This is a genomic window from Microbispora sitophila, from assembly GCF_014892245.1.
GTDB classification, from domain to species: domain Bacteria; phylum Actinomycetota; class Actinomycetes; order Streptosporangiales; family Streptosporangiaceae; genus Microbispora; species Microbispora siamensis.
This window is the reverse complement of sequence record NZ_JADBGC010000002.1, coordinates 238,033-255,548: the sequence shown is the minus strand read 5'-3', so window position 1 is coordinate 255,548 and position 17,516 is coordinate 238,033. Positions and strand designations below refer to the sequence as shown.

14 protein-coding genes are annotated in these 17,516 nt (G+C 72.0%); 8 read left to right on the top strand and 6 right to left on the bottom strand.

What is annotated here, in order from left to right:
- Positions 1–58: 58 nt before the first annotated feature.
- Positions 59–1,084, top strand: coding sequence for a PLP-dependent cysteine synthase family protein (locus IL992_RS04475; RefSeq protein WP_193202018.1), 1,026 nt, complete (start codon positions 59–61; stop codon positions 1,082–1,084).
- A gap of 104 nt (positions 1,085–1,188) precedes the next feature.
- On the opposite strand, the gene IL992_RS04470 is transcribed toward IL992_RS04475, so the two are convergent.
- The 4 genes from IL992_RS04470 to xylA all read right to left on the bottom strand — a co-directional run bounded on the left by IL992_RS04470 (position 1,189) and on the right by xylA (position 6,823).
- Positions 1,189–2,886, bottom strand: coding sequence for a cellulose binding domain-containing protein (locus tag IL992_RS04470; RefSeq protein WP_193202017.1), 1,698 nt, complete (start codon positions 2,884–2,886; stop codon positions 1,189–1,191).
- 598 nt (positions 2,887–3,484) lie between these two features.
- Positions 3,485–4,129: a DUF998 domain-containing protein gene (locus IL992_RS04465; protein ID WP_193202016.1), complete on the bottom strand. Its 645-nt coding sequence runs from the start codon at positions 4,127–4,129 to the stop codon at positions 3,485–3,487.
- Between the two features lie 151 nt (positions 4,130–4,280).
- Positions 4,281–5,651 carry a xylulokinase gene (gene xylB / locus IL992_RS04460; protein WP_193202280.1) on the bottom strand — a complete coding sequence of 457 codons (1,371 nt, stop codon included), beginning with the start codon at positions 5,649–5,651 and terminating at the stop codon, positions 4,281–4,283.
- A 26-nt stretch (positions 5,652–5,677) separates the two neighbouring features.
- Positions 5,678–6,823, bottom strand: a complete 1,146-nt coding sequence (xylA, locus tag IL992_RS04455; RefSeq protein WP_193202015.1) for a xylose isomerase — start codon at positions 6,821–6,823, stop codon at positions 5,678–5,680.
- 201 nt (positions 6,824–7,024) lie between these two features.
- Between xylA and IL992_RS04450 the strand changes: the two genes are divergently transcribed.
- Entirely contained in the window at positions 7,025–8,311 is a 1,287-nt protein-coding gene (locus IL992_RS04450) for an ROK family transcriptional regulator (protein ID WP_193202014.1), read from the top strand.
- 19 nt (positions 8,312–8,330) lie between these two features.
- Here the strand turns inward: IL992_RS04450 and IL992_RS04445 are convergent, their stop codons facing one another.
- Positions 8,331–8,975: a LysE family translocator gene (locus tag IL992_RS04445; RefSeq protein ID WP_193202013.1), complete on the bottom strand. Its 645-nt coding sequence runs from the start codon at positions 8,973–8,975 to the stop codon at positions 8,331–8,333.
- 109 nt (positions 8,976–9,084) lie between these two features.
- On the opposite strand from IL992_RS04445, the gene IL992_RS04440 reads away from it, so the two are divergent.
- Together IL992_RS04440 and IL992_RS04435 are read left to right on the top strand one after the other, a co-directional pair.
- Positions 9,085–9,564: an Lrp/AsnC family transcriptional regulator gene (locus tag IL992_RS04440; protein ID WP_193202012.1), complete on the top strand. Its 480-nt coding sequence runs from the start codon at positions 9,085–9,087 to the stop codon at positions 9,562–9,564.
- Positions 9,565–9,859: 295 nt separating this feature from the next.
- Positions 9,860–10,273 (top strand): hypothetical protein, encoded by a 414-nt coding sequence (locus IL992_RS04435; protein ID WP_193202011.1) that lies wholly within the window; start codon positions 9,860–9,862, stop codon positions 10,271–10,273.
- Between the two features lie 108 nt (positions 10,274–10,381).
- On the opposite strand, the gene IL992_RS04430 is transcribed toward IL992_RS04435, so the two are convergent.
- Positions 10,382–10,594 carry a hypothetical protein gene (locus tag IL992_RS04430; protein ID WP_193202010.1) on the bottom strand — a complete coding sequence of 71 codons (213 nt, stop codon included), beginning with the start codon at positions 10,592–10,594 and terminating at the stop codon, positions 10,382–10,384.
- Between the two features lie 196 nt (positions 10,595–10,790).
- On the opposite strand from IL992_RS04430, the gene IL992_RS04425 reads away from it, so the two are divergent.
- The 4 genes from IL992_RS04425 (at position 10,791) to IL992_RS04410 (ending at position 17,516) form a co-directional block, all read left to right on the top strand.
- Positions 10,791–11,294 (top strand): VOC family protein, encoded by a 504-nt coding sequence (locus IL992_RS04425; RefSeq protein WP_193202009.1) that lies wholly within the window; start codon positions 10,791–10,793, stop codon positions 11,292–11,294.
- A 164-nt stretch (positions 11,295–11,458) separates the two neighbouring features.
- On the top strand, positions 11,459–12,316 hold the full coding sequence (locus tag IL992_RS04420; protein ID WP_193202008.1) for an SAM-dependent methyltransferase: 858 nt from the start codon (positions 11,459–11,461) through the stop codon (positions 12,314–12,316).
- A gap of 200 nt (positions 12,317–12,516) precedes the next feature.
- Positions 12,517–12,867 (top strand): STAS domain-containing protein, encoded by a 351-nt coding sequence (locus IL992_RS04415; RefSeq protein WP_193202007.1) that lies wholly within the window; start codon positions 12,517–12,519, stop codon positions 12,865–12,867.
- Between the two features lie 236 nt (positions 12,868–13,103).
- Positions 13,104–17,516 (top strand): cation-translocating P-type ATPase, encoded by a 4,413-nt coding sequence (locus IL992_RS04410; RefSeq protein ID WP_193202006.1) that lies wholly within the window; start codon positions 13,104–13,106, stop codon positions 17,514–17,516.

The following is a 17,516-nucleotide window of genomic DNA, read 5'->3' as shown; positions in this document are numbered from 1 at the left end:
CTCGGCCGCCCCGGTCCGCCGACGGTGGTCGACCACGCGAGGCGGACAGGGGGCACAGATGATCAGCGGGTGGGCGGCCGAGGCCGTCGCGCGTCTGGACCGGGAGCGCGCGGACGCGGGCACGACACCGCTTCGCGACTTTCCGCTGCCCGGGGCGTGGGGTGTCCGTCTGCGGCTGAAGGACGAGTCGGCTCAGCCGACCGGTGGTCTCAAGCACCGGCTGGCCCGCGCCCTGTTCGCCCAGGCGATCGCCTCCGGGCGGATCACCGAGGGGACGACCGTGGTCGACGCCACCGGTGGTCCCATGGCCGTCGCCGAGGCCTACTTCGCCCGGCTGCTCGGCCTGCCGTACATCGCGGTGATGCCGAAGAAGGCCTCCGGGGCCGGCGTCGAGCGGCTGGGCGGCACGTGCCGGTACGTCCATCCCCCGCTCGCCGTGTACGAGGAGGCCGCCCGCCTGTCCGAGGAGATCGGCGGCCACTACCTCGACCACTACCGCACGGCGGCGGAGGTCGACTGGCGTGGCGGGAGCCTGGCCGACGAGCTGTTCGGGCAGCTCGGCGAGTGTCCCCGCTGGATCGTGGTCGGGGCGGGCACCGGCGCGACGTCCGCCGCGATCGGCCGGCGCCTGCGGGCCGGCGGCCTCCCGGGAAAACTGGCCGTGGCCGATCCGGAGAACTCCGCCTATTTCCCCGGCTGGGCCACCGGCGCGCCCGACTACGCCACGGGCATGCCCAGCCGAATCGAGGGCGTCGGCCGGCCGCGGATGGAGCCGGCCTTCGACTCCGCGGTCGTCGACCTGATCGTCCCCGTGCCCGACGCCGCGAGCGTGGCCGCCGCCCGGCACGTACGGCAGATGACCGGGCTCGCGGTCGGCGCCGCCACGGGGACGAACCTGTGGGCCGCCCTCGAACTGATCACCCGGATGCGCGAACGGGGCGAACGGGGCGAGGTGGTCAGCGTGATCGGCGACGCGGGCGAGCGCCATCTCGCCACCTGCCACGACGACGCCTGGGCGGCGGGCAGGGGCCTCGACTGGCGGCCGTACGCCGAGCGCCTGCGCGGCCTGCTCGGCGAGCCCTGACCCCGCGCTCCGCACGCCGCGCCCCTGGGGTCGCACCGTTCGCGGATGCGACCCCTGTCCCTTCGCCGGTCGGGGCTTCGGGAGGTTCAGACCACGGTGCAGGTTCAGACCACGGTGCAGGGGACGCCGTTGAGGGTGAAGGCGGTGGGTTCGGCGGTGTTGCCGGTGTGGGTGGCCTGGAAGCCGATGTCGACGGTGGCTCCGGGGGCGAGCGTGGCGTTGTAGCTGACGTTGCTGGCGCTCACCTGGCCGCTGGAGGGTGAGTAGGTGACGTTCCAGCCCGAGGTGATGGACTGGCCGGAGGGCAGGGTGAAGGCCAGCGTCCAGCCGTTGATCGTCGAGGTTCCGGTGTTGGTGATGCTGATGCCGGCGGTGAAGCCGTTGTTCCAGGTGCTCATGGTGTAGGCGACCCGGGGCCCGGTCCCGGTGCCGCCGCTGGGCGAGGGGGTGGGCGACGGGGAGGGCGACAGGATGGGCGACGGGGAGGGCGAGGAGCCGCCGCTCAGGCTGGTCACGAAGGTCGTCATGCTGCGAGCGGGAAGCGTGACGGTGAGGGAGCCGTTCGACATGCTGGTCGCCGCCTGGGGGGCGACGTTCCTGCTCGCGTCGGTCAGCCAGGACGAGACACCGGCCGAGCCGGCGTTCGCCACGGTGAACTGCTGGCTCACCGCGGAGGTCCCCTTGTTGATGGCGACGATGACGACGGTGTTACCACTCCGGTACGCCGAGACGTAGACGTTCGGCGCGGGGTTCGCCGTCGCGTCGATCCGCACGTATCCGGGGCGGACGAACCTGGCGAACTGCGCCATGATGGCGCCGCGCTTGCTGATCTGGCCGTCCTCCCGCATGGGGCCGTAACTACGCCGGATGTACCACCAGACGTACGTCTGGAACTCGGCGTCCACCATGGCCCGGTGCATGTGCTCGCCCACGTCGAGCGCCTGGGGCCAGGTGTCCGCCGAGTCGGTGCTGTTGGGGTAGTAGACCTCGGTCATCCAGAGTTCTTTCCCCGCGCCCTTCTGCTGGAAAAGGGGGTAGGGGAAGTTCGAGTACGGCGTGCCGTAGAGGTGCGCCCCGATGATGTCCACGTTGGCGAGCGCCGTGGAGTCGTTGAGGATCGGGTCCGACATGCTCTTGACGTACTGGAAGGACTCGGGCGCGATGATCCTGGTGCCGATCGAGCCGGCGTTCTCCCGCAGGAACCGGACGATTTCGGCGGAGGTCCACCACGTCCAGTCTTGTGCGTAATCGGGCTCGTTCTGCACGGATATGGCGTACAGGTTCACCCCGTTGTTCCGCATGTAGGTGGTGAAGTCGTTCAGGTGCTGGGCGTAGGCGGCGTACGAGCTGTACTTGAGGCGTCTCGCGTTGGTCTGGCTGCCGCGGGTGAAGGTCTCGACCATGCCGGCGGGGGGATTCCACGGCGAGGCGAAGACGGTCGCTCCGAGCTCGACAGCGCGCTTCGCCGTCGCCAGGTCACGGCTCCAGTCCGACTGGTTCTCGCCGACGGGGATCCGTAGCACGGAGAACCCCAGCCTGCCGTCGCCGTTGCCGAACGCCGTGTCCCGCTGGGCGGCCGTCAGGTCGCCGGCCCAGGCCGCGTGGGTCATGCCGCCGAAGCCCCGGATCGTCTGCCGCTGCGCCGACGGATTGATGGTCGCGGTGGCCGCCGCGGCCTCCGTGGCCCCCAGGACCGACGTCGCGGCCGTGATGACCGGCAGAGCTCCCATCGTCGCCAGGACGGATCTCCGGCTCAGCAATCTCCGCTCGCCGCTCACCGGCTCGTTCTGATCTCGCGTCATGTCTCCTCCTCTTGGCGGTCGGCGCCGATCCGGGGCATTCTCGGTCCCACTGGCCCCGTCGGCGCCGGTCTCCGGCGTCGCCACATGGAATGGACCTCGAGCGTGTTATCGCTAACACGCCGTGGCGTGATCGACTCCTGTGTATGTTTGCGCTAACAACTCCCCATATGGACCGGCACACGAGTGCGACGGGGAATGCGGACCGCTCAGGTGGTCGCGCGAAGGGGCGATACTCCAGCGGAGTGTTGTTGCGCCCCCGGCAGGGGTCAAGCCCGAGGCGGGCCCGCGAGGAGCCGAACTGTATGAACGGCCCGCCGAACCTGAAATTTTCAGGTCGGGAATCCTCGGAGCGCCCGGAAGGATCGGTCCTCACGCCGGGCAGCGCGGGCTACCAGTACGACTGGTCGGCTCCGATTCATGGATCGGCGGGAGCTGTTGGCATGCATGCTCGTCGCCTTGGGACGGTCGCCCGCCACGGGCGATGACGCCGCACCGGGCCGTGCGGCGCCCCCGCGCCCGCACGACCCGGCGTGCCGCCCCTCCGTCCGGCCTGCGCCGGACATCGACCCCGGTGAACATCGACCCCGGTGAACGCGGCTCAGCGGTGGACCATGAAGTCGGCGTGCCGGCCGATCCGCTCCCTGAGCGACGGCCCCCAGGTGAGCTGCGCGAGCCGTACGGCCAGCACTCCGAGGACGGCCACCTCGGCGGTCAGCAGCAGCCGTTCCACCAGGCCGATCATGACGCCGTGGCCGGGCAGCGCGACGTACGTGATGGCCGCGAGGCCGAGACCGGAGGCGAGCGTCAGCCACTCAAGCGGCCGGACGGCGGCCTTCCAGCGTTCGTCCTGTCCCAGGCGCCCGACCAGTTGGATGGCGGCGGCGGGCACGCTCACGAAGGCCGCCACCGACAGGACACCGTGGAGCTCGCCCTGCCAGGCCGTGCTCGACGGGACCACGGCCGCGCCGATGAGCGAGACGCTCCACACACCGATCAGGCGGGCGGGCCAGCCGTGCACCGGCGCGCCGAGTGCGCGCATCCCGGCCAGCAGCGCGAGTGAGGCCAGGCCGAGGACGGCCATGGCCGTCTCGATGGCCCCGCCCCCGTCGCGGGCGGCGTACTGGCTGATCGTCATGGAGACGGGGTCCAGGGAGGCATCCCCGCCCACCTGCGCCGCCACCACGGTGACGACCGCGAGCAGGATGCCGCCGCCGGCGAGCAGGGGATAGAACCTCTTGACCATATGGTGAGAATCCCGCGGATGACCCGTTCCTAACATCCGGGACAACGCGTAGATCCCCCCGAGAAGGGGTCAGGGTCGTCTCAGGGTGGGGCCCAGGCCGTCGGGGACGCCGCGCCTTCGGGGGCGCGGTTCGCGGGCCCCACCCCGGACGTCACTCCTGCGCGGCCTCCTGGTAGCGCTCACGCAGGCCGGGGGTGGGATCGGCCTCGTAGCGCTCGGCCGCGCCCGTGTCCCACAGCGGCGGTTCCGGCTCCCCCGACAGCAGCCAGGCGGCCTGCTTGGCCGCGCCGTCCGCGACGTACTCCCCGGGGGTGGGCACGAGCACCGGGCGCCCGAAGACGGTCGGCGCGATGCGGCGCACCGCCTCCGAGCGCGCGCCGCCGCCGATGAGCAGCACCCGCTGCGGCTCCACCCCGAGGGCGTCCAGCGCGTCGGCGAGACCGCAGAGCATGCCCTCGACCGCCGCCCTGGCCAGGTGCTCGGGCGTGGACGTGGCCAGCCTGAGGCCGTGCAGCGACCCCGTGGCGTCGGGTCGGTTCGGGGTGCGCTCCCCCTCCAGGTAGGGCACGAGCACCAGCCCGTCCGCACCCGCGGGCGCCCGCAGGGCGAGGTCGCTCAGCCCCTGAGGGCTCACCCCGAGCATCCGGGCGGCGGCGTCCAGCACCCGTGCCGCGTTGAGCGTGGCGACCAGCGGCAGGTAGCGGCCGGTGGCGTCGGCGAACCCGGCGACCCCTCCGGACGGGTCGGCGGACGGCGCGTCGGAGACGGCGAACGCCGTGCCCGAGGTGCCGATGGACACCACCACGTCACCGGGCCGCATGCCGACGCCGAGCGACGCCGCCATGTTGTCCCCGGTGCCGGGGGCGAGCAGCGCGCCGCCCTGCTCGGCCGTTCCCGCCTGCTCGGCGGGGCCGAGGACGCGGGGCAGGTCCGGCACCCTGCCCATGGCCAGTTCGAGCAGGTCCGTGCGGTAGTCGCCGGTGGCGGGCGACCAGTAACCGGTGCCGGAGGCGTCGCCCCGGTCGGTCGTGATCACGCCGGGCCGGCCCGCGAGCCGCCAGGTGAGCCAGTCGTGCGGCAGGCAGACCGACCGCGTACGGCGGGCGTTGTCCGGCTCGTTGCGGGCGAGCCACCGGAGCTTGGTCACCGTGAAGGAGGCCACCGGGACGCTGCCGACGGCCTCCGCCCACGCCTTGGGGCCGCCCAGCTCGGCGACCAGGTCGGCCGCCGCCCCGGCCGAGCGGGTGTCGTTCCACAGCAGGGCCGGCCGGACCACCTCGCCGTCCTCGTCGAGGCAGACCATGCCGTGCTGCTGGGCCGCCACGCTCACCGCCGCGACGTCCGCCAGCCCTCCCGCCTGCTCGATCGCGCTCTGCAGCGCGATCCACCAGTGCTCGGGATGGACCTCGGTGCCATCGGGGTGGGAGGCGCGGCCCTCGCGCACGAGGGCCCCGCTCTCCGCGTCCCGGATGACGACCTTGCAGCTCTGGGTCGACGAGTCGACCCCCGCGACCAGCGTCACCGAATCCTCCACTCTCTCCTGGTCGGTCAGCCGCGCACGCCGAGGAGGTGCTCCAGCGCGAGCTGGTTGAGCCGGGTGAAGTGGAAGCCGCGGGCGGCCACCTCGTCCACGTCGATCGACTCGGCCAGGATGTCCTCGTACGTCTCACCCGTGGCGAGGGTCGGCTGCGCCAGCTCGTTGCACTTGCTGGCCTCCAGCGCCTCCTGCACCTCGGGGTCGGCGCGGTAGGCCTTCGACTTCTCCTTGAGGATGAGGTAGGTCCGCATGTTGGCCGCGGCCGAGTCCCAGACGTCCTCCTTGTCCTCGGTGCGCAGCGGCTTGTAGTCGAAGTGGCGCGGGCCGTCGTAGCCGCCGTTCTCCAGCAGGTCGACGAGGAAGAACGCGTTCTTCACGTCGCCGTGGCCGAAGATGAGGTCCTGGTCGAACCTCGGACCGTGCTGGCCGTTGAGGTCGAGGTGGAACAGCTTGCCGTGCCACAGCGCCTGGGCGATGCCGTGCACGAAGTTCATCCCGGCCATCTGCTCGTGGCCGACCTCGGGGTTGAGGCCCACCATCTCGGGGTGCTCCAGCGAGTTGATGAAGGCCAGGGCGTGCCCGATCGTCGGCAGCAGGATGTCGCCGCGCGGCTCGTTCGGCTTGGGCTCGACGGCGAAGCGGATGTCGTAGCCCTTGTCGATCACGTACTGGCACAGGAGGTCGAAGCCCTCCTTGTAGCGATCGAGCGCGACCCGCACGTCCTTGGCGGCCTCGGACTCGGCGCCCTCACGGCCGCCCCAGCACACGTACGTCTTCGCGCCCAGCTCGGCGGCGAGGTCGATGTTGCGCATGACCTTGCGCAGGGCGTACCGCCGGACCTCACGGTCGTTGCTCGTGAACCCGCCGTCCTTGAAGATCGGGTGGGTGAACAGGTTGGTGGTGGCCATCGGCACCTTCATGCCGGTGTCGGCCAGCGCCTTCTTGAGGTTCTCGATCGCCTTGGCCCGGTCCGGCTCCACCGCGAGGAGGTCGTCGTCGTGGAAGGTCACACCGTACGCGCCGAGCTCGGCCAGGCGATGGACGCTCTCGACCGGGTCCAGCGGGGCCCGGGACGCGTCACCGAACTGGTCGCGCGCCTGCCAGCCGACGGTCCACAGCCCGAACGTGAAACGGTCCTCGGGAGTGGGGGTGTACATGAGTCGCCTCCGAATTAGTCTATGTTGTGGACTAAATATCCGACGTGATGAGCCGCAGGGTCAAGAGGGTGTGTCCGTATTCTCAACGCCCGGCAGTGGAGGATGTGATGACGCAGCCCGTACGGCGTGACGCGGCTGGCGTGTGGAGGTGCGGATGACGCGGGCCGTTCGGCGTGAGGCGGGACTCGCGCGGAGGGTGCGATGACGCAGGCCCTGCGGCATGACGCGATGCGTGCCCGGAACCTGGCGCTCGTCCTCGGCGCGGTCGGCGCTCGGGGATCGGTGACCCGGGCCGCCCTCGCCGAGATGACCGGCCTGACCAAGACGACCGTGTCCAAGCTCGTCGGCGACCTCATCGAGGGCGGTCTCGTGGTGGAGACCGGCGCCGTCCGGGACGGCGAGCGCGGCAGGCCCGGCGTCGAGATCCGGATCAGCGGGCAGCACGTCGCCGCCCTCGGACTGGAGATCAACGTCGATTACCTCGCGGTGTGCGTGGTCGACCTCGCCCGGACGGTACGGCTGCGGCGTACACAGGCTGTGGACAACCGGGCCGCGCCCCCTGTGGATGTGATCGCGCGACTTGGGGATTTGGTCGCCTCGGTTGTGGACGAAGCTGTGGAGAAGGGTCTGCGGGTGGTCGCCGGCGTGCTGGCCGTACCCGGCCCTGTGGACATGACCAGCGGGGTCGTCCACAACGCGCCGAACCTCGGCTGGCGCGACGTGCCGCTGGCGTCGCTCCTGCGGTTCCCCTTCCCCGTACGCGTGGAGAACGAGGCCAACCTGGCCGCGCTCGGCGAACTGTGGTTCGGGTCGGGACTGCCCGACTTCCTGCACGTGTCGGGGGAGATCGGCATCGGGGCGGGCCTCGTGGTCCGCGGCCGGCTCTTCCGGGGCGCGCACGGCTTCGCCGGAGAGCTCGGGCACGTCGTCGTCTCCCCCGCCGGCCCGCCGTGCCGCTGCGGCGGGCGGGGCTGCCTCGAACAGTACGCAGGCCAGGACGCCCTCCTGACCGCCGCCCGCGCCACCGCCTCGGTCCGCCCCGCCGCCGGCGCGTCCCCGGCCGGAGCGTGCGGGAACGCGCCGGCCGGCCCGCCGCACAAAGCGGGCGACGCGGCGGGCCCGCCCTCTCCCGGGATGCTCCTGCCCGCGCAGCAGGGTGTGTCGTGGATGCTCTCCCGGCTGCGGGAGGGGGACCAGAACGCCCGTGCCGCCTGTGAGCGGGCGGCCTGGGCGCTCGGCGTGGCCCTGTCGTCGGCGGTCAACCTCGTGGATCCCGACGCGATCGTCCTCGGCGGTATCTACGCGCCGCTCTTCCCCTGGATCGGCGACACGGTCGCCGACACACTGAAGGCCCGCCTCGGCCAGATGCGCGGCGCCGTGCCACCCGTGGTCGTGTCACGGCTCGGCGCCGAGGCGGCCGCCCTCGGCGCGGCCGGACAGGTGATCGAGCAGGTCATGGCCGACCCCGCCGCTCTCCTGCACGGCTAGCGACGCACGGGCTCACGAATCAAAGCGCCGCACCGCCGCCGATCCTTTCGATGATCAAGGAGATGCCGACGGCGATCATCCCGGCGCCCGCCAGGCGGCTCACGGTCCGTGCCGCCGCGGGACGGGAATTCAGGACGGTTCGCGTCACCGAGCCGAGGGCGAGGTAGAAGGCGGCGCAGGTGAACGTGAAGACCAGGCCCAGGGCACCCATCTGGACGGGTAAGGGCCAGTCCCGGTCAGGGCTGGTGAACTGCGGAAGCAGCGCGATAAAGATCAGCAGGCCCTTGGGGTTGAGTCCGCTGACTCCGGCACCTTGGGCGATGGTCGCCCAGCCCGTCCTCGCCTGCGCCTCGGCTGTGGTGTCCCCGGTCGCGGTGACGGGCACGGAAGGCGAGGCGAGTGTCCGTACGCCGTGCAACACGAGGTAACCGCCGCCGAGGACGGTCAGCGTCGTGAGCGCTGCGGGATTCTCCGCGACGAAGGCACCGACACCGGCCGCGACGACGACGGTCATGCCCGCGTAGCCGAGCACGAGCCCGCCCACCGCCGGGATCACGGACCGGTCGCGCAGTCCCGCGCTGAGCGTGAACGCCCAGTCCGCTCCCGGCACGACGATCAGCAGCAGGGCGACACCCCAGAAGGCGACGATGGAGCCGACGGGCATGGCGTCTCTCCTCGGCGAGCGAATCCTCGCAAGGAAAGTACCTGCGAACAGCCGGAAAATGGTGCCGACTTCTTGCCCGTACGGCCATGTGAATAGAAGGATCCACCGCATGGACGCCATCGACCGGAAGATTCTTGCCCTGCTGCAGGAAAACGGTCGCCTCACGGTCACCGAGCTCGCCTCACGCGTCGGGCTGAGCGTGTCACCCTGCCACCGTCGGCTCCGGGAGCTTGAGCGCAGCAAGACCATCCGCGGCTATCGGGCCATCGTCGACCCCGAAGCCGTCGGACTGCCCTTCCAAGCCCTCGTCTTCGTGACCATGCGACAGGAAGACCGCGACACCCTGCTGAGCTTCGAGGAGGCCGTCGCCGAGATCCCCCAGGTCGTCCAGGCCCAACGCCTGTTCGGCGATCCCGACTACCTCCTGCGCGTCCTCACCGCGGACCTCACCGCCTACCAACGACTGGAAGACGACCACCTCGCCACGCTCCCCGGCATCCAGCGGCTGACATCCACTCTCGTCATGAAGCAGGTCGTCGACAGCCGCCCGGTGCTCGGCCCCGCGCACCGAACTCCGTACAGGACGTAGAGGGTGCCGTTGCCGTCTCCGCTGTCACCGACGTCCATGGCCGCAACGGCCGGCCATCGTGGGGGCCGACACACCGGGTCCCGATCCCGCGGTTCCGCGTACGCACCGGCGATGTCGGCGTGACCTCGAACGCGACGCGAGCGCCCCGGCCAGGCGCCAAGGACCTGTAAGGACCTGCACCGATCTTGTCCAGTTCAGGTCACGGCCCTGCTCCTGCGGGGTATGAGGCCGCCGTTCCACAGAACCGGACGGGCGACGGTCACGTCGGCCGCCCAACAGGAAGGCGTGTACCGAGATGTCCCGCTACTGGACGCGGTCCCCCGGCGACACCGCGGTCCTCACGGCCCGGCGGCTGGCCCTGGCCGCGCTCGTGATCCCGGCGACGGGGATCTGCGCCGCGCAGCCGGCGACGGGGCGTGTCGCCCCGCTGCCCGTACGGGAGCGGCTTGCGGCCTTCCGCGTCCACGGGCCGGGCGGAGGCGGAGGTCAGGTGATCGAAGGAGGACGCGCGAGCGGCAGCCAGAGCAGGTCCGGCGCGGGCCGGTCCAACCAGAGCCTCAACGGGGCCGTCGCCCCCGCCTTCGTCATGGGACAGTCGCAGCAACCGATCGTCAAGACCCGCTCGCTCGACCTGCAGGCCGCCTTCTGCGGATCGCAGCCCACTACCTGCGCCATGGGACAGAACATGCCGATCCGCTGGAGGAACTGACACTTCCCCCGTCCGCGCTCCGCCGTTCCGGCAGGGACCCGCTCCGCTTCCGCTTCCACCGCGTGCGTCCCGAGAGGCCGGGACGGTCATGCTCAGGCGCTCAGCGGCTCACAGGCCCGAGGGGTCGCGGCCAAGGCTGATCTCCTCGGCGATGCGCCGCAGTTCGTCGGCGGCCAGCCGGGGCGTGCCGGGCAGGCCGGCGGCCAGCGCCGAGATCACCTGGGGGTATGGCGCGCCGGCATGACGGACCGCGACCTCATGCACCGCCCGGAACAGGACCAGGTTGTCCTCGTGCTCCCGCGTCGCCCTGTCCACGATCATGACGTCCCCCTCTGCCGGCCTCGTCGCCGGCACCGCTACTGGACCGCCCGCTTCCGGCGCCGTACGGAACGCCGGTGGGCGGCTGCGCCACCCCTGGCGGCTCTGCCCGGTGGCCACCGTACGACCTGCCACCGACAGATTCCGGGAAACGCACCGAGGTACAATTATTTGAGAGTTCAAGTTTTCGGGAGGGCTCATGCCGGTCCAGCGACTCAACCACGCCGTGCTCTACGTGCGGGACGTCTCCCGCAGCGTGGCCTTCTACCAGGAGGCCCTGGGGTTCCGCGTCGTACAGGCGTTCCCCGGGGCGGCGTTCCTGCAGGCCGAGGGCTCCTCGAACGACCACGACCTCGGGCTGTTCCAGATCGGGGCGCAGGCGGGGCCGTCGTCCGCCGGGCGCGCGACGGTCGGCCTCTACCACCTCGCCTGGGAGGTCGACACGCTCGCCGAGCTGCACCGGATCGCCACCACGCTGACGGAGATGAACGCCCTGGTCGGCGCGTCCGACCACTCCACCACCAAGGCCCTCTACGCGAAGGATCCGGACGGGCTGGAGTTCGAGGTCTCCTGGCTGGTGCCCGCCGACCTCCTCACCGACGAGGTCCTGGACGGACGCGCCCAGGTCAAGCCGCTCGACCTCGCGAAGGAACTGGAGCGGTACGGCGCGCAGACACGCGGCGGGGTCGGCGTCAGCGTCTGATCCGGCACTCGCGGGCGGCCCTCTTCGGGCGGCCGCCCACCACGACCGGTCTTATCCGTTGACCGACCCGTTCGGGCCACTTATCGCAAACGTCCTTCTCTCGGCCCCCGGTGGGCTTACCATGATCGCGATCTGAACCCGTACAGCGAGGGACAGGACGGATCATGGCCGACAACGACCAGCACGCGGGCGACGCCCCCGCCGGGGACGACCGGGAGAACACCAGGATCGACACGAGCAAGCCGAGCATTGCCCGTGTCTACGACTTCTTCCTCGGCGGCAAGGACAACTTCGCCATCGACCGGCAGGTGGGCGAGGCGACGCTGCGGATCGCGCCGGACGCCCCCGCGGCGGGCCGGGCGAACCGCGCCTTCCTCCGGCGCGTCGTCCGCCACCTGGCGGCCGAGGCGGGCATCCGGCAGTTTCTCGACATCGGCTCGGGCCTGCCGACGCAGGGCAACGTGCACGAGGTGGCCCAGGCGGTCGCCCCGCAGGCGCGCGTCGTCTACGTCGACAACGATCCCATCGTGCTCGTGCACGGCCGGGCTCTGCTCGCCACGAACGGGAGCACCACGGTCGTCGAGGCCGACATCCGCGACCCGGAGTCGATCCTGGGGCACCCCGGAATCCGCGCGCTCATCGACTTCGATCAGCCGGTAGCCCTGCTGCTGTTCGCGATCCTCCACCACCTCAACGACCACGAGGACCCCCAGGGGATCGCCGCCCGCTTCCGTGATGCCCTGCCCTCCGGCAGCTATCTGGCGCTGTCCCACTTCCACAATCCGGGGCCGGGCATGCCCGAGGTGTCGGCGCAGGCGACCTCGGCCGAGAAGCTGTTCAACGAGAACCTGGGCACCGGCCGGTGGCGCACCCGCGACGAGATCCTGGCCTTCTTCGGCGACCTGCCGCTTCTCGAACCCGGCCTGGTGCCGCTCGCCGAGTGGCGGCCGGACCCCGACGAGTTCGTCGAACGCGGCATCACCTACCACACGTTCGTCGGCGGCGTGGCCCGCAAACCCTGAAACGCCCTTCGTGCGATAAACGTGAGTTACGTCACTGCACAGCCGTACGGCCGAGAGGGCGTCGTCGCAGGCAACGGGCCATGCGACGACGGAGCGGCGATCGGCCGTACGGCCACCCGGACGGCCGATCGGTTGACATCGGCGAGCAGCGACGGTGATGCTCGGAGGTGGCTGCCCCTCTACAGGAAGGCGGCACCGACATGATGACCGTCAATGGGTCGTTCGAATCCGCTCTGAATAAGAAGAACCTGCTCTACCTCGACAAGCAACTGGTCGTACGCGCCTCCGATGACGGCTCCGTGCGGCTGATCGGGCAGATCGACCTCACCAACGGCGACGCGTTCGCCGACACCCTGCACAGGGAGTGGACGAGGCCGGGGACGGGAACCGTGGACGTCTCCGAGCTCCAGTTCATCGACCTCTACGGCCTGCGCGCCCTGGCCCTGCTGTCCGACATCCCCCTGGGCCGGCCGATCCGGCTGCACAACGTCAAGCCCGGCCTGCGCAAGCTGCTCACCATGCTCGACTGGCCCGCCTTCACCATCGGGTGACTTCGCGGCCCGACGCGGGCCCCCACCGCGCCGATCGCGGGCGGCGCGTTTCTCAGACTCCCGCGTTTCTCCTGCTCCGGATGGAGGAAAGGTATCCGAGGACGGTCGTAACGACCGTTATGACCAGCGCCTGAGCCTTCGTTCGGGTTCAGGCGAAATCCATCCGTGAGTTCCCCCCGACTCTCGCGAGGAGGGGTGATGAGATATTTCCGGGCTCCCGTCCGTGGGAGAGCCGAATGTTCCTGAACCAGGTGCTCACGACGTCCGCGGCCCTGCTGCGCGGCGTGCTGCCCGAGCCGTTCCGAGACCTGCTTCCGAGCCCTCGCGAGGTGCACCTCTGCCCCGGGGGGCTGCGCATCGACCTGCGCGGGATCGGCCGGCCCGGCTCCGAGGCGGCGGCCGGCCGGCTGGAGGAGCGGCTCGAGACCGTCCCCGGCGTCGAGCGGGCGGAGGTCAACGGCCGCATCGGCGGCGTCTTCGTCGCCTGCGACCCGGACCGGGTCGACCAGGACAAGCTGCTGGCCGTCACCGCGGAGCTCGACGAGCAGGAGGAGCACGCGCACGAGAGCCCCGTCCACCTCGTGGAGGAGCACCTGCGGGCGACCGTGCGGCTGACGGCCGGCGTCACCGGAATCGGGCTCATCTTCCTGGGCAAGGCGATCCGGGCCCCTCAGCTCCCGGCGGTCGTGCCCGCGTTGCTGCAACTGGCCAACGCCACGCCCGCGATCCGCGAACAGCTCGACCACCGGCTGGGGCGCCGTCCCACCGACGCCCTGTTCACCACCGCCAACCTCGTCACCCAGACCCTCACGCTCCGCCCCACCGCGCTGTTCGTACAGGCCGTGGCGAACGTGGGGCGCTACATCGAGACCAGGGCCAGCCGGTACGCCTGGGAGGAGCTGGAGGAGCGGCTGGCCACGCGTCCGGGCGCCTACCGCCACATCAGGGCCGAGGCCCGGCGGCGGCCGACCCACCTGCCGCACGGGCCGATCGAGCGCTACGCCGACGTGGTCGCCCCGATCAGCGCCGCCGCGTACGCCGTGACCCGGGTGCTCACGCGGGGCGAACGGGCCGTGTCCATCCTCATCTCCGCCACCCCGAGGGTCGCCGACCTCAGCCGGGAGGCGTTCGCGGGCGCGATCAGCCGCGCGCTCGGCAAGCACGACACGGTCGTCTTCGACGCCGACTGCCTGCGCAAGATGGACCGGGTCGACACCGTCGTCCTGCACGCCGACGCGCTGACGACCGGCTCGTGGACGATCGACCGCGTCGAGCCGCTGCGTGCGGGGGAGGACACCGACGAGCTGTACTCCCGGCTCTACTCCCTCATCGACTTCTCCGAACCCGGCCGCACCCGGACCGTGGAGGACTGGTCGGTCCGCCCGCTGCCGGACCCCGATTCCCTGCTCTCGGACGCCGCCCTCTGGCGATCACGCGGGCTGCGGGCGGTGGAGGTGTCCAGAGGCGGCACCCGGGTCGCCGTCGCCGGTCTCGCCCCGGAGATCGACGCCCTGGCCGTACCCGTCGTCGGCGCGGCCAAGGCGGCCGGCACGGTCCTGCTCGCGGGGGGCGACGAGGGCGGCTACGAGGGCTTGGCGCAGCGCCTCGCGATCGGCCGGACGCTGCCCGGAGGCCCGGAGCTCGCCGGGCACGTGCACGACCTGCAGGCGGCGGGCCACTGCGTGGTCGTCGTGTCCAAGGGGGCCTGGCACTCGCTCGCCCAGGCCGACATCGGCCTCGGGGTGGTCGATCCCGAGGCCGTCGAGCCCGGACGCATGGTGCCGTGGGACGCCGACATCGTCGGCGAGCTGCACGGCGTCCACCTGTTCCTGCGCTGCCTGCCCCGGGCGCGCGGCAACAGCCGCAACGGCGTGAAGCTCGGCGCGGCAGGCGCGTGCGTCGGCACCCTGCTGGCCGTCGCGGGCCCGGGCGCCACCGCCCTGCGCCGGGGGCAGCTCGCCAGCGCCGCCGTCTCGCTGGCCGCCATCGTGCTGGGCGAGTGGGACGGGCAGAACGCCGGCCGCATCCCCACCCCGCCCCGCGCCGACACCACGCCGTGGCACGCCATGTCCGCGCGCGAGGTGCTCTCCCGGCTCCGCTCCTCCTCGGAGGGCATCGCCGAGCAGGAGGCGGGCAGGCGCCGCGCGGAGGCCGTGCCCGAGGAGGCGGAGGGGCCGCACTCACTGGCCCGGGCCACGCTGGAGGAACTGGCCAACCCGCTCACGCCCGCCCTCGCCACCGGCGCGGGCATCTCGGCCCTCGTCGGTTCGGCCCTCGACGCCGTGCTGATCAGCGGTGTCATGGTCATCAACGCGTTCCTCGGCGGCGTGCAGCGGTTCAAGGCCGACCGGGCACTGCACCGCCTTACCGAGTCCACCGAGGTCCTCGTACGGCTGCGCCGCCCCGAGGGCGTCGTCGAGACGACGAAGGACGAGCTCGCGCCCGGCGACGTCATCGAGCTGCGCGCCGGGGACGCCGTGCCCGCGGACGCCCGCGTCATCAAGGCCGTGGGGCTGGAGGTGGACGAGTCCACGCTCACCGGCGAGTCCCAGCTCGTCGCCAAGACGGCCGCGCCGACCGTGGCGGCGGCCATCGCCGACCGCAGCTCGATGGTCTACCAGGGCACCTCGATCGCGGCGGGCAGCGGCCGGGCGGTGGTCGTCGCGACCGGCGACATGACCGAGTCGGGGCGCAGCGCCAGGCTCGCGGGCGAGCCGAGCCCGCCGACCGGCGTCGAGCTGCGCCTGCGCGAGCTGAGCCGCCGCATCCTGCCGCTGTCGATCGCCTCGGGTGTCGTGCTGCTCCTCACCGACCTCCTGCGCGGACGGCCGCTGGCCGCGGCGCTCACGCCCGCCGTCAGCCTGACGGTCGCCGCCGTGCCCGAGGGGCTTCCGTTCGTCGCCACCGTGGCGGAGCTGGCCGCCGCACGGCGACTGTCCAGGCGCGCCGCCCTGGTGCGCAACCCGTCCACCATCGAGGCCCTGGGCCGGGTCAACGTGCTGTGCTTCGACAAGACGGGCACGCTGACCGAGGGCCGCATCAGCCTGCGGCACCTGTCGGACGGGCGGGCGGGACGCCCGGTCGAGGAGGCGGACACCGCGCTGCGGCGCGTCCTCGCCGCGGCCGTCCGGGCCAGCCCCATGTCCGGCGGGGGACGGGTGATCGCCCACCCGACCGACCGCGCCGTGCTGGACGGCGCGCACCGGCTGGGCGTCACGCCTCAGGAAGGGTTCGAGAGCTGGGAGCGTGTGGACGAGATGCCGTTCGAGCCGGGCCGGGGCTACCACGCCGTGCTCGGCCGCACCGAGCACGGGCACCTGCTCAGCGTGAAGGGCGCCCCCGAGATCGTGCTCACCCACTGCACCACCGTGCACCGCGACACCGGCCCGGTCGCCTGCGACGAGACCGTACGCATGGAGCTGGAGCGCGAGGTGGAGCGGCTGGCCCGGCAGGGCTACCGCGTGCTCGCCGTCGCGCAGCGGCCCGCCTCCGACCGGCGCGACCTCGACGAGTCGCGCATCGAGGAGTTGTGCTTCCTCGGCTTCCTCGGCCTGGCCGACCCGGTCAGGTCGACGGCGGCGGAGAGCGTCAGGCGCCTCGTCCGGGCCGGGGTGCGGATCGTCATGGTCACCGGCGACCACCCCAGCACCGCCGAGGCGATCGCGGTAGAGCTGAACGCGCTGAACGGCCAGCGCGTCATGACCGGTCCCGAGCTTGACGAGCTCGACGACGAGACGCTGACCAAGGTGCTGCCCGACGTGGCGGTCTTCGCCCGCACCACGCCCGCGCACAAGGCCAGGATCGTCACGTGCCTGCGCCGGGCCGGGGAGGTCGTCGCCGTCACCGGCGACGGCGCCAACGACGCGCCCGCCATCCGCACCGCCGACGTGGGCATCGCCCTGGGATCCCGCGCGACGCCCGCCGCGCGGGCCGCCGCCGACCTCGTCGTCACCGACGACCGCATCGAGACGATCGTGGACGCCATCGTCGAGGGCAGGGCGATGTGGACCTCGGTGCGCGACTCGCTGAGCATCCTCCTCGGCGGCAACGTCGGCGAGATCGCGTTCACCGTGGGGACCAACCTGCTGGCCGGCGGCAGCGCGCTCAACGCCCGGCAGCTCCTGCTGGTCAACCTCCTCACCGACATGGTGCCGGCCATGGCGGTCGCCGTACGGCCGCCCGCCTCGACCGATCCGGACAAGCTGCTCGCCGAGGGCCCCGAGGCGTCGCTGGGCGCGTCGCTGACCCGCGACATCTACCTGCGCGCGGCGGTCACGACGGCGGCGGCGACGGCCGCGTGGATCCTGGGACGCATGACCGGCACTCGCGTGCGGGCCAACACCATCGGCCTGGTCGCGCTCGTGTCCGCGCAGCTCCTGCAGACGCTCGCGGGCGGCGGCCGGGACAGGATCGTCGTGCTCGCGTCGCTGTCGTCGCTGGCCGTCCTGTGGCTCATCGTCACGGTGCCGGGGGTCAGCGCGGTCTTCGGCTGCCGCCCGCTCGGCCCCGCGGGCTGGGTCATCGGGCTGGGCAGCGCGGCCGCCGCCACTCTGGTGGGGATGCTCGTGCAGCGCCCGGTCAGGGAGGCGACGACCCGCGCCGAGGCCGAACGCCGCAGGACCGCGGCCCACCTGCCCGTCCCGGCCTGA

Coding starts and splice junctions, on each gene's coding strand:
- IL992_RS04475 (WP_193202018.1), top strand. CDS start 59: ATGATCAGCGGGTGGGCGGCCGAGGCCGTCGCGCGTCTGGACCGGGAG.
- IL992_RS04470 (WP_193202017.1), bottom strand. CDS start 2,886: ATGACGCGAGATCAGAACGAGCCGGTGAGCGGCGAGCGGAGATTGCTG.
- IL992_RS04465 (WP_193202016.1), bottom strand. CDS start 4,129: ATGGTCAAGAGGTTCTATCCCCTGCTCGCCGGCGGCGGCATCCTGCTC.
- xylA (WP_193202015.1), bottom strand. CDS start 6,823: ATGTACACCCCCACTCCCGAGGACCGTTTCACGTTCGGGCTGTGGACC.
- IL992_RS04450 (WP_193202014.1), top strand. CDS start 7,025: ATGACGCAGGCCCTGCGGCATGACGCGATGCGTGCCCGGAACCTGGCG.
- IL992_RS04445 (WP_193202013.1), bottom strand. CDS start 8,975: ATGCCCGTCGGCTCCATCGTCGCCTTCTGGGGTGTCGCCCTGCTGCTG.
- IL992_RS04440 (WP_193202012.1), top strand. CDS start 9,085: ATGGACGCCATCGACCGGAAGATTCTTGCCCTGCTGCAGGAAAACGGT.
- IL992_RS04435 (WP_193202011.1), top strand. CDS start 9,860: ATGTCCCGCTACTGGACGCGGTCCCCCGGCGACACCGCGGTCCTCACG.
- IL992_RS04430 (WP_193202010.1), bottom strand. CDS start 10,594: ATGATCGTGGACAGGGCGACGCGGGAGCACGAGGACAACCTGGTCCTG.
- IL992_RS04425 (WP_193202009.1), top strand. CDS start 10,791: ATGCCGGTCCAGCGACTCAACCACGCCGTGCTCTACGTGCGGGACGTC.
- IL992_RS04420 (WP_193202008.1), top strand. CDS start 11,459: ATGGCCGACAACGACCAGCACGCGGGCGACGCCCCCGCCGGGGACGAC.
- IL992_RS04415 (WP_193202007.1), top strand. CDS start 12,517: ATGATGACCGTCAATGGGTCGTTCGAATCCGCTCTGAATAAGAAGAAC.
- IL992_RS04410 (WP_193202006.1), top strand. CDS start 13,104: ATGTTCCTGAACCAGGTGCTCACGACGTCCGCGGCCCTGCTGCGCGGC.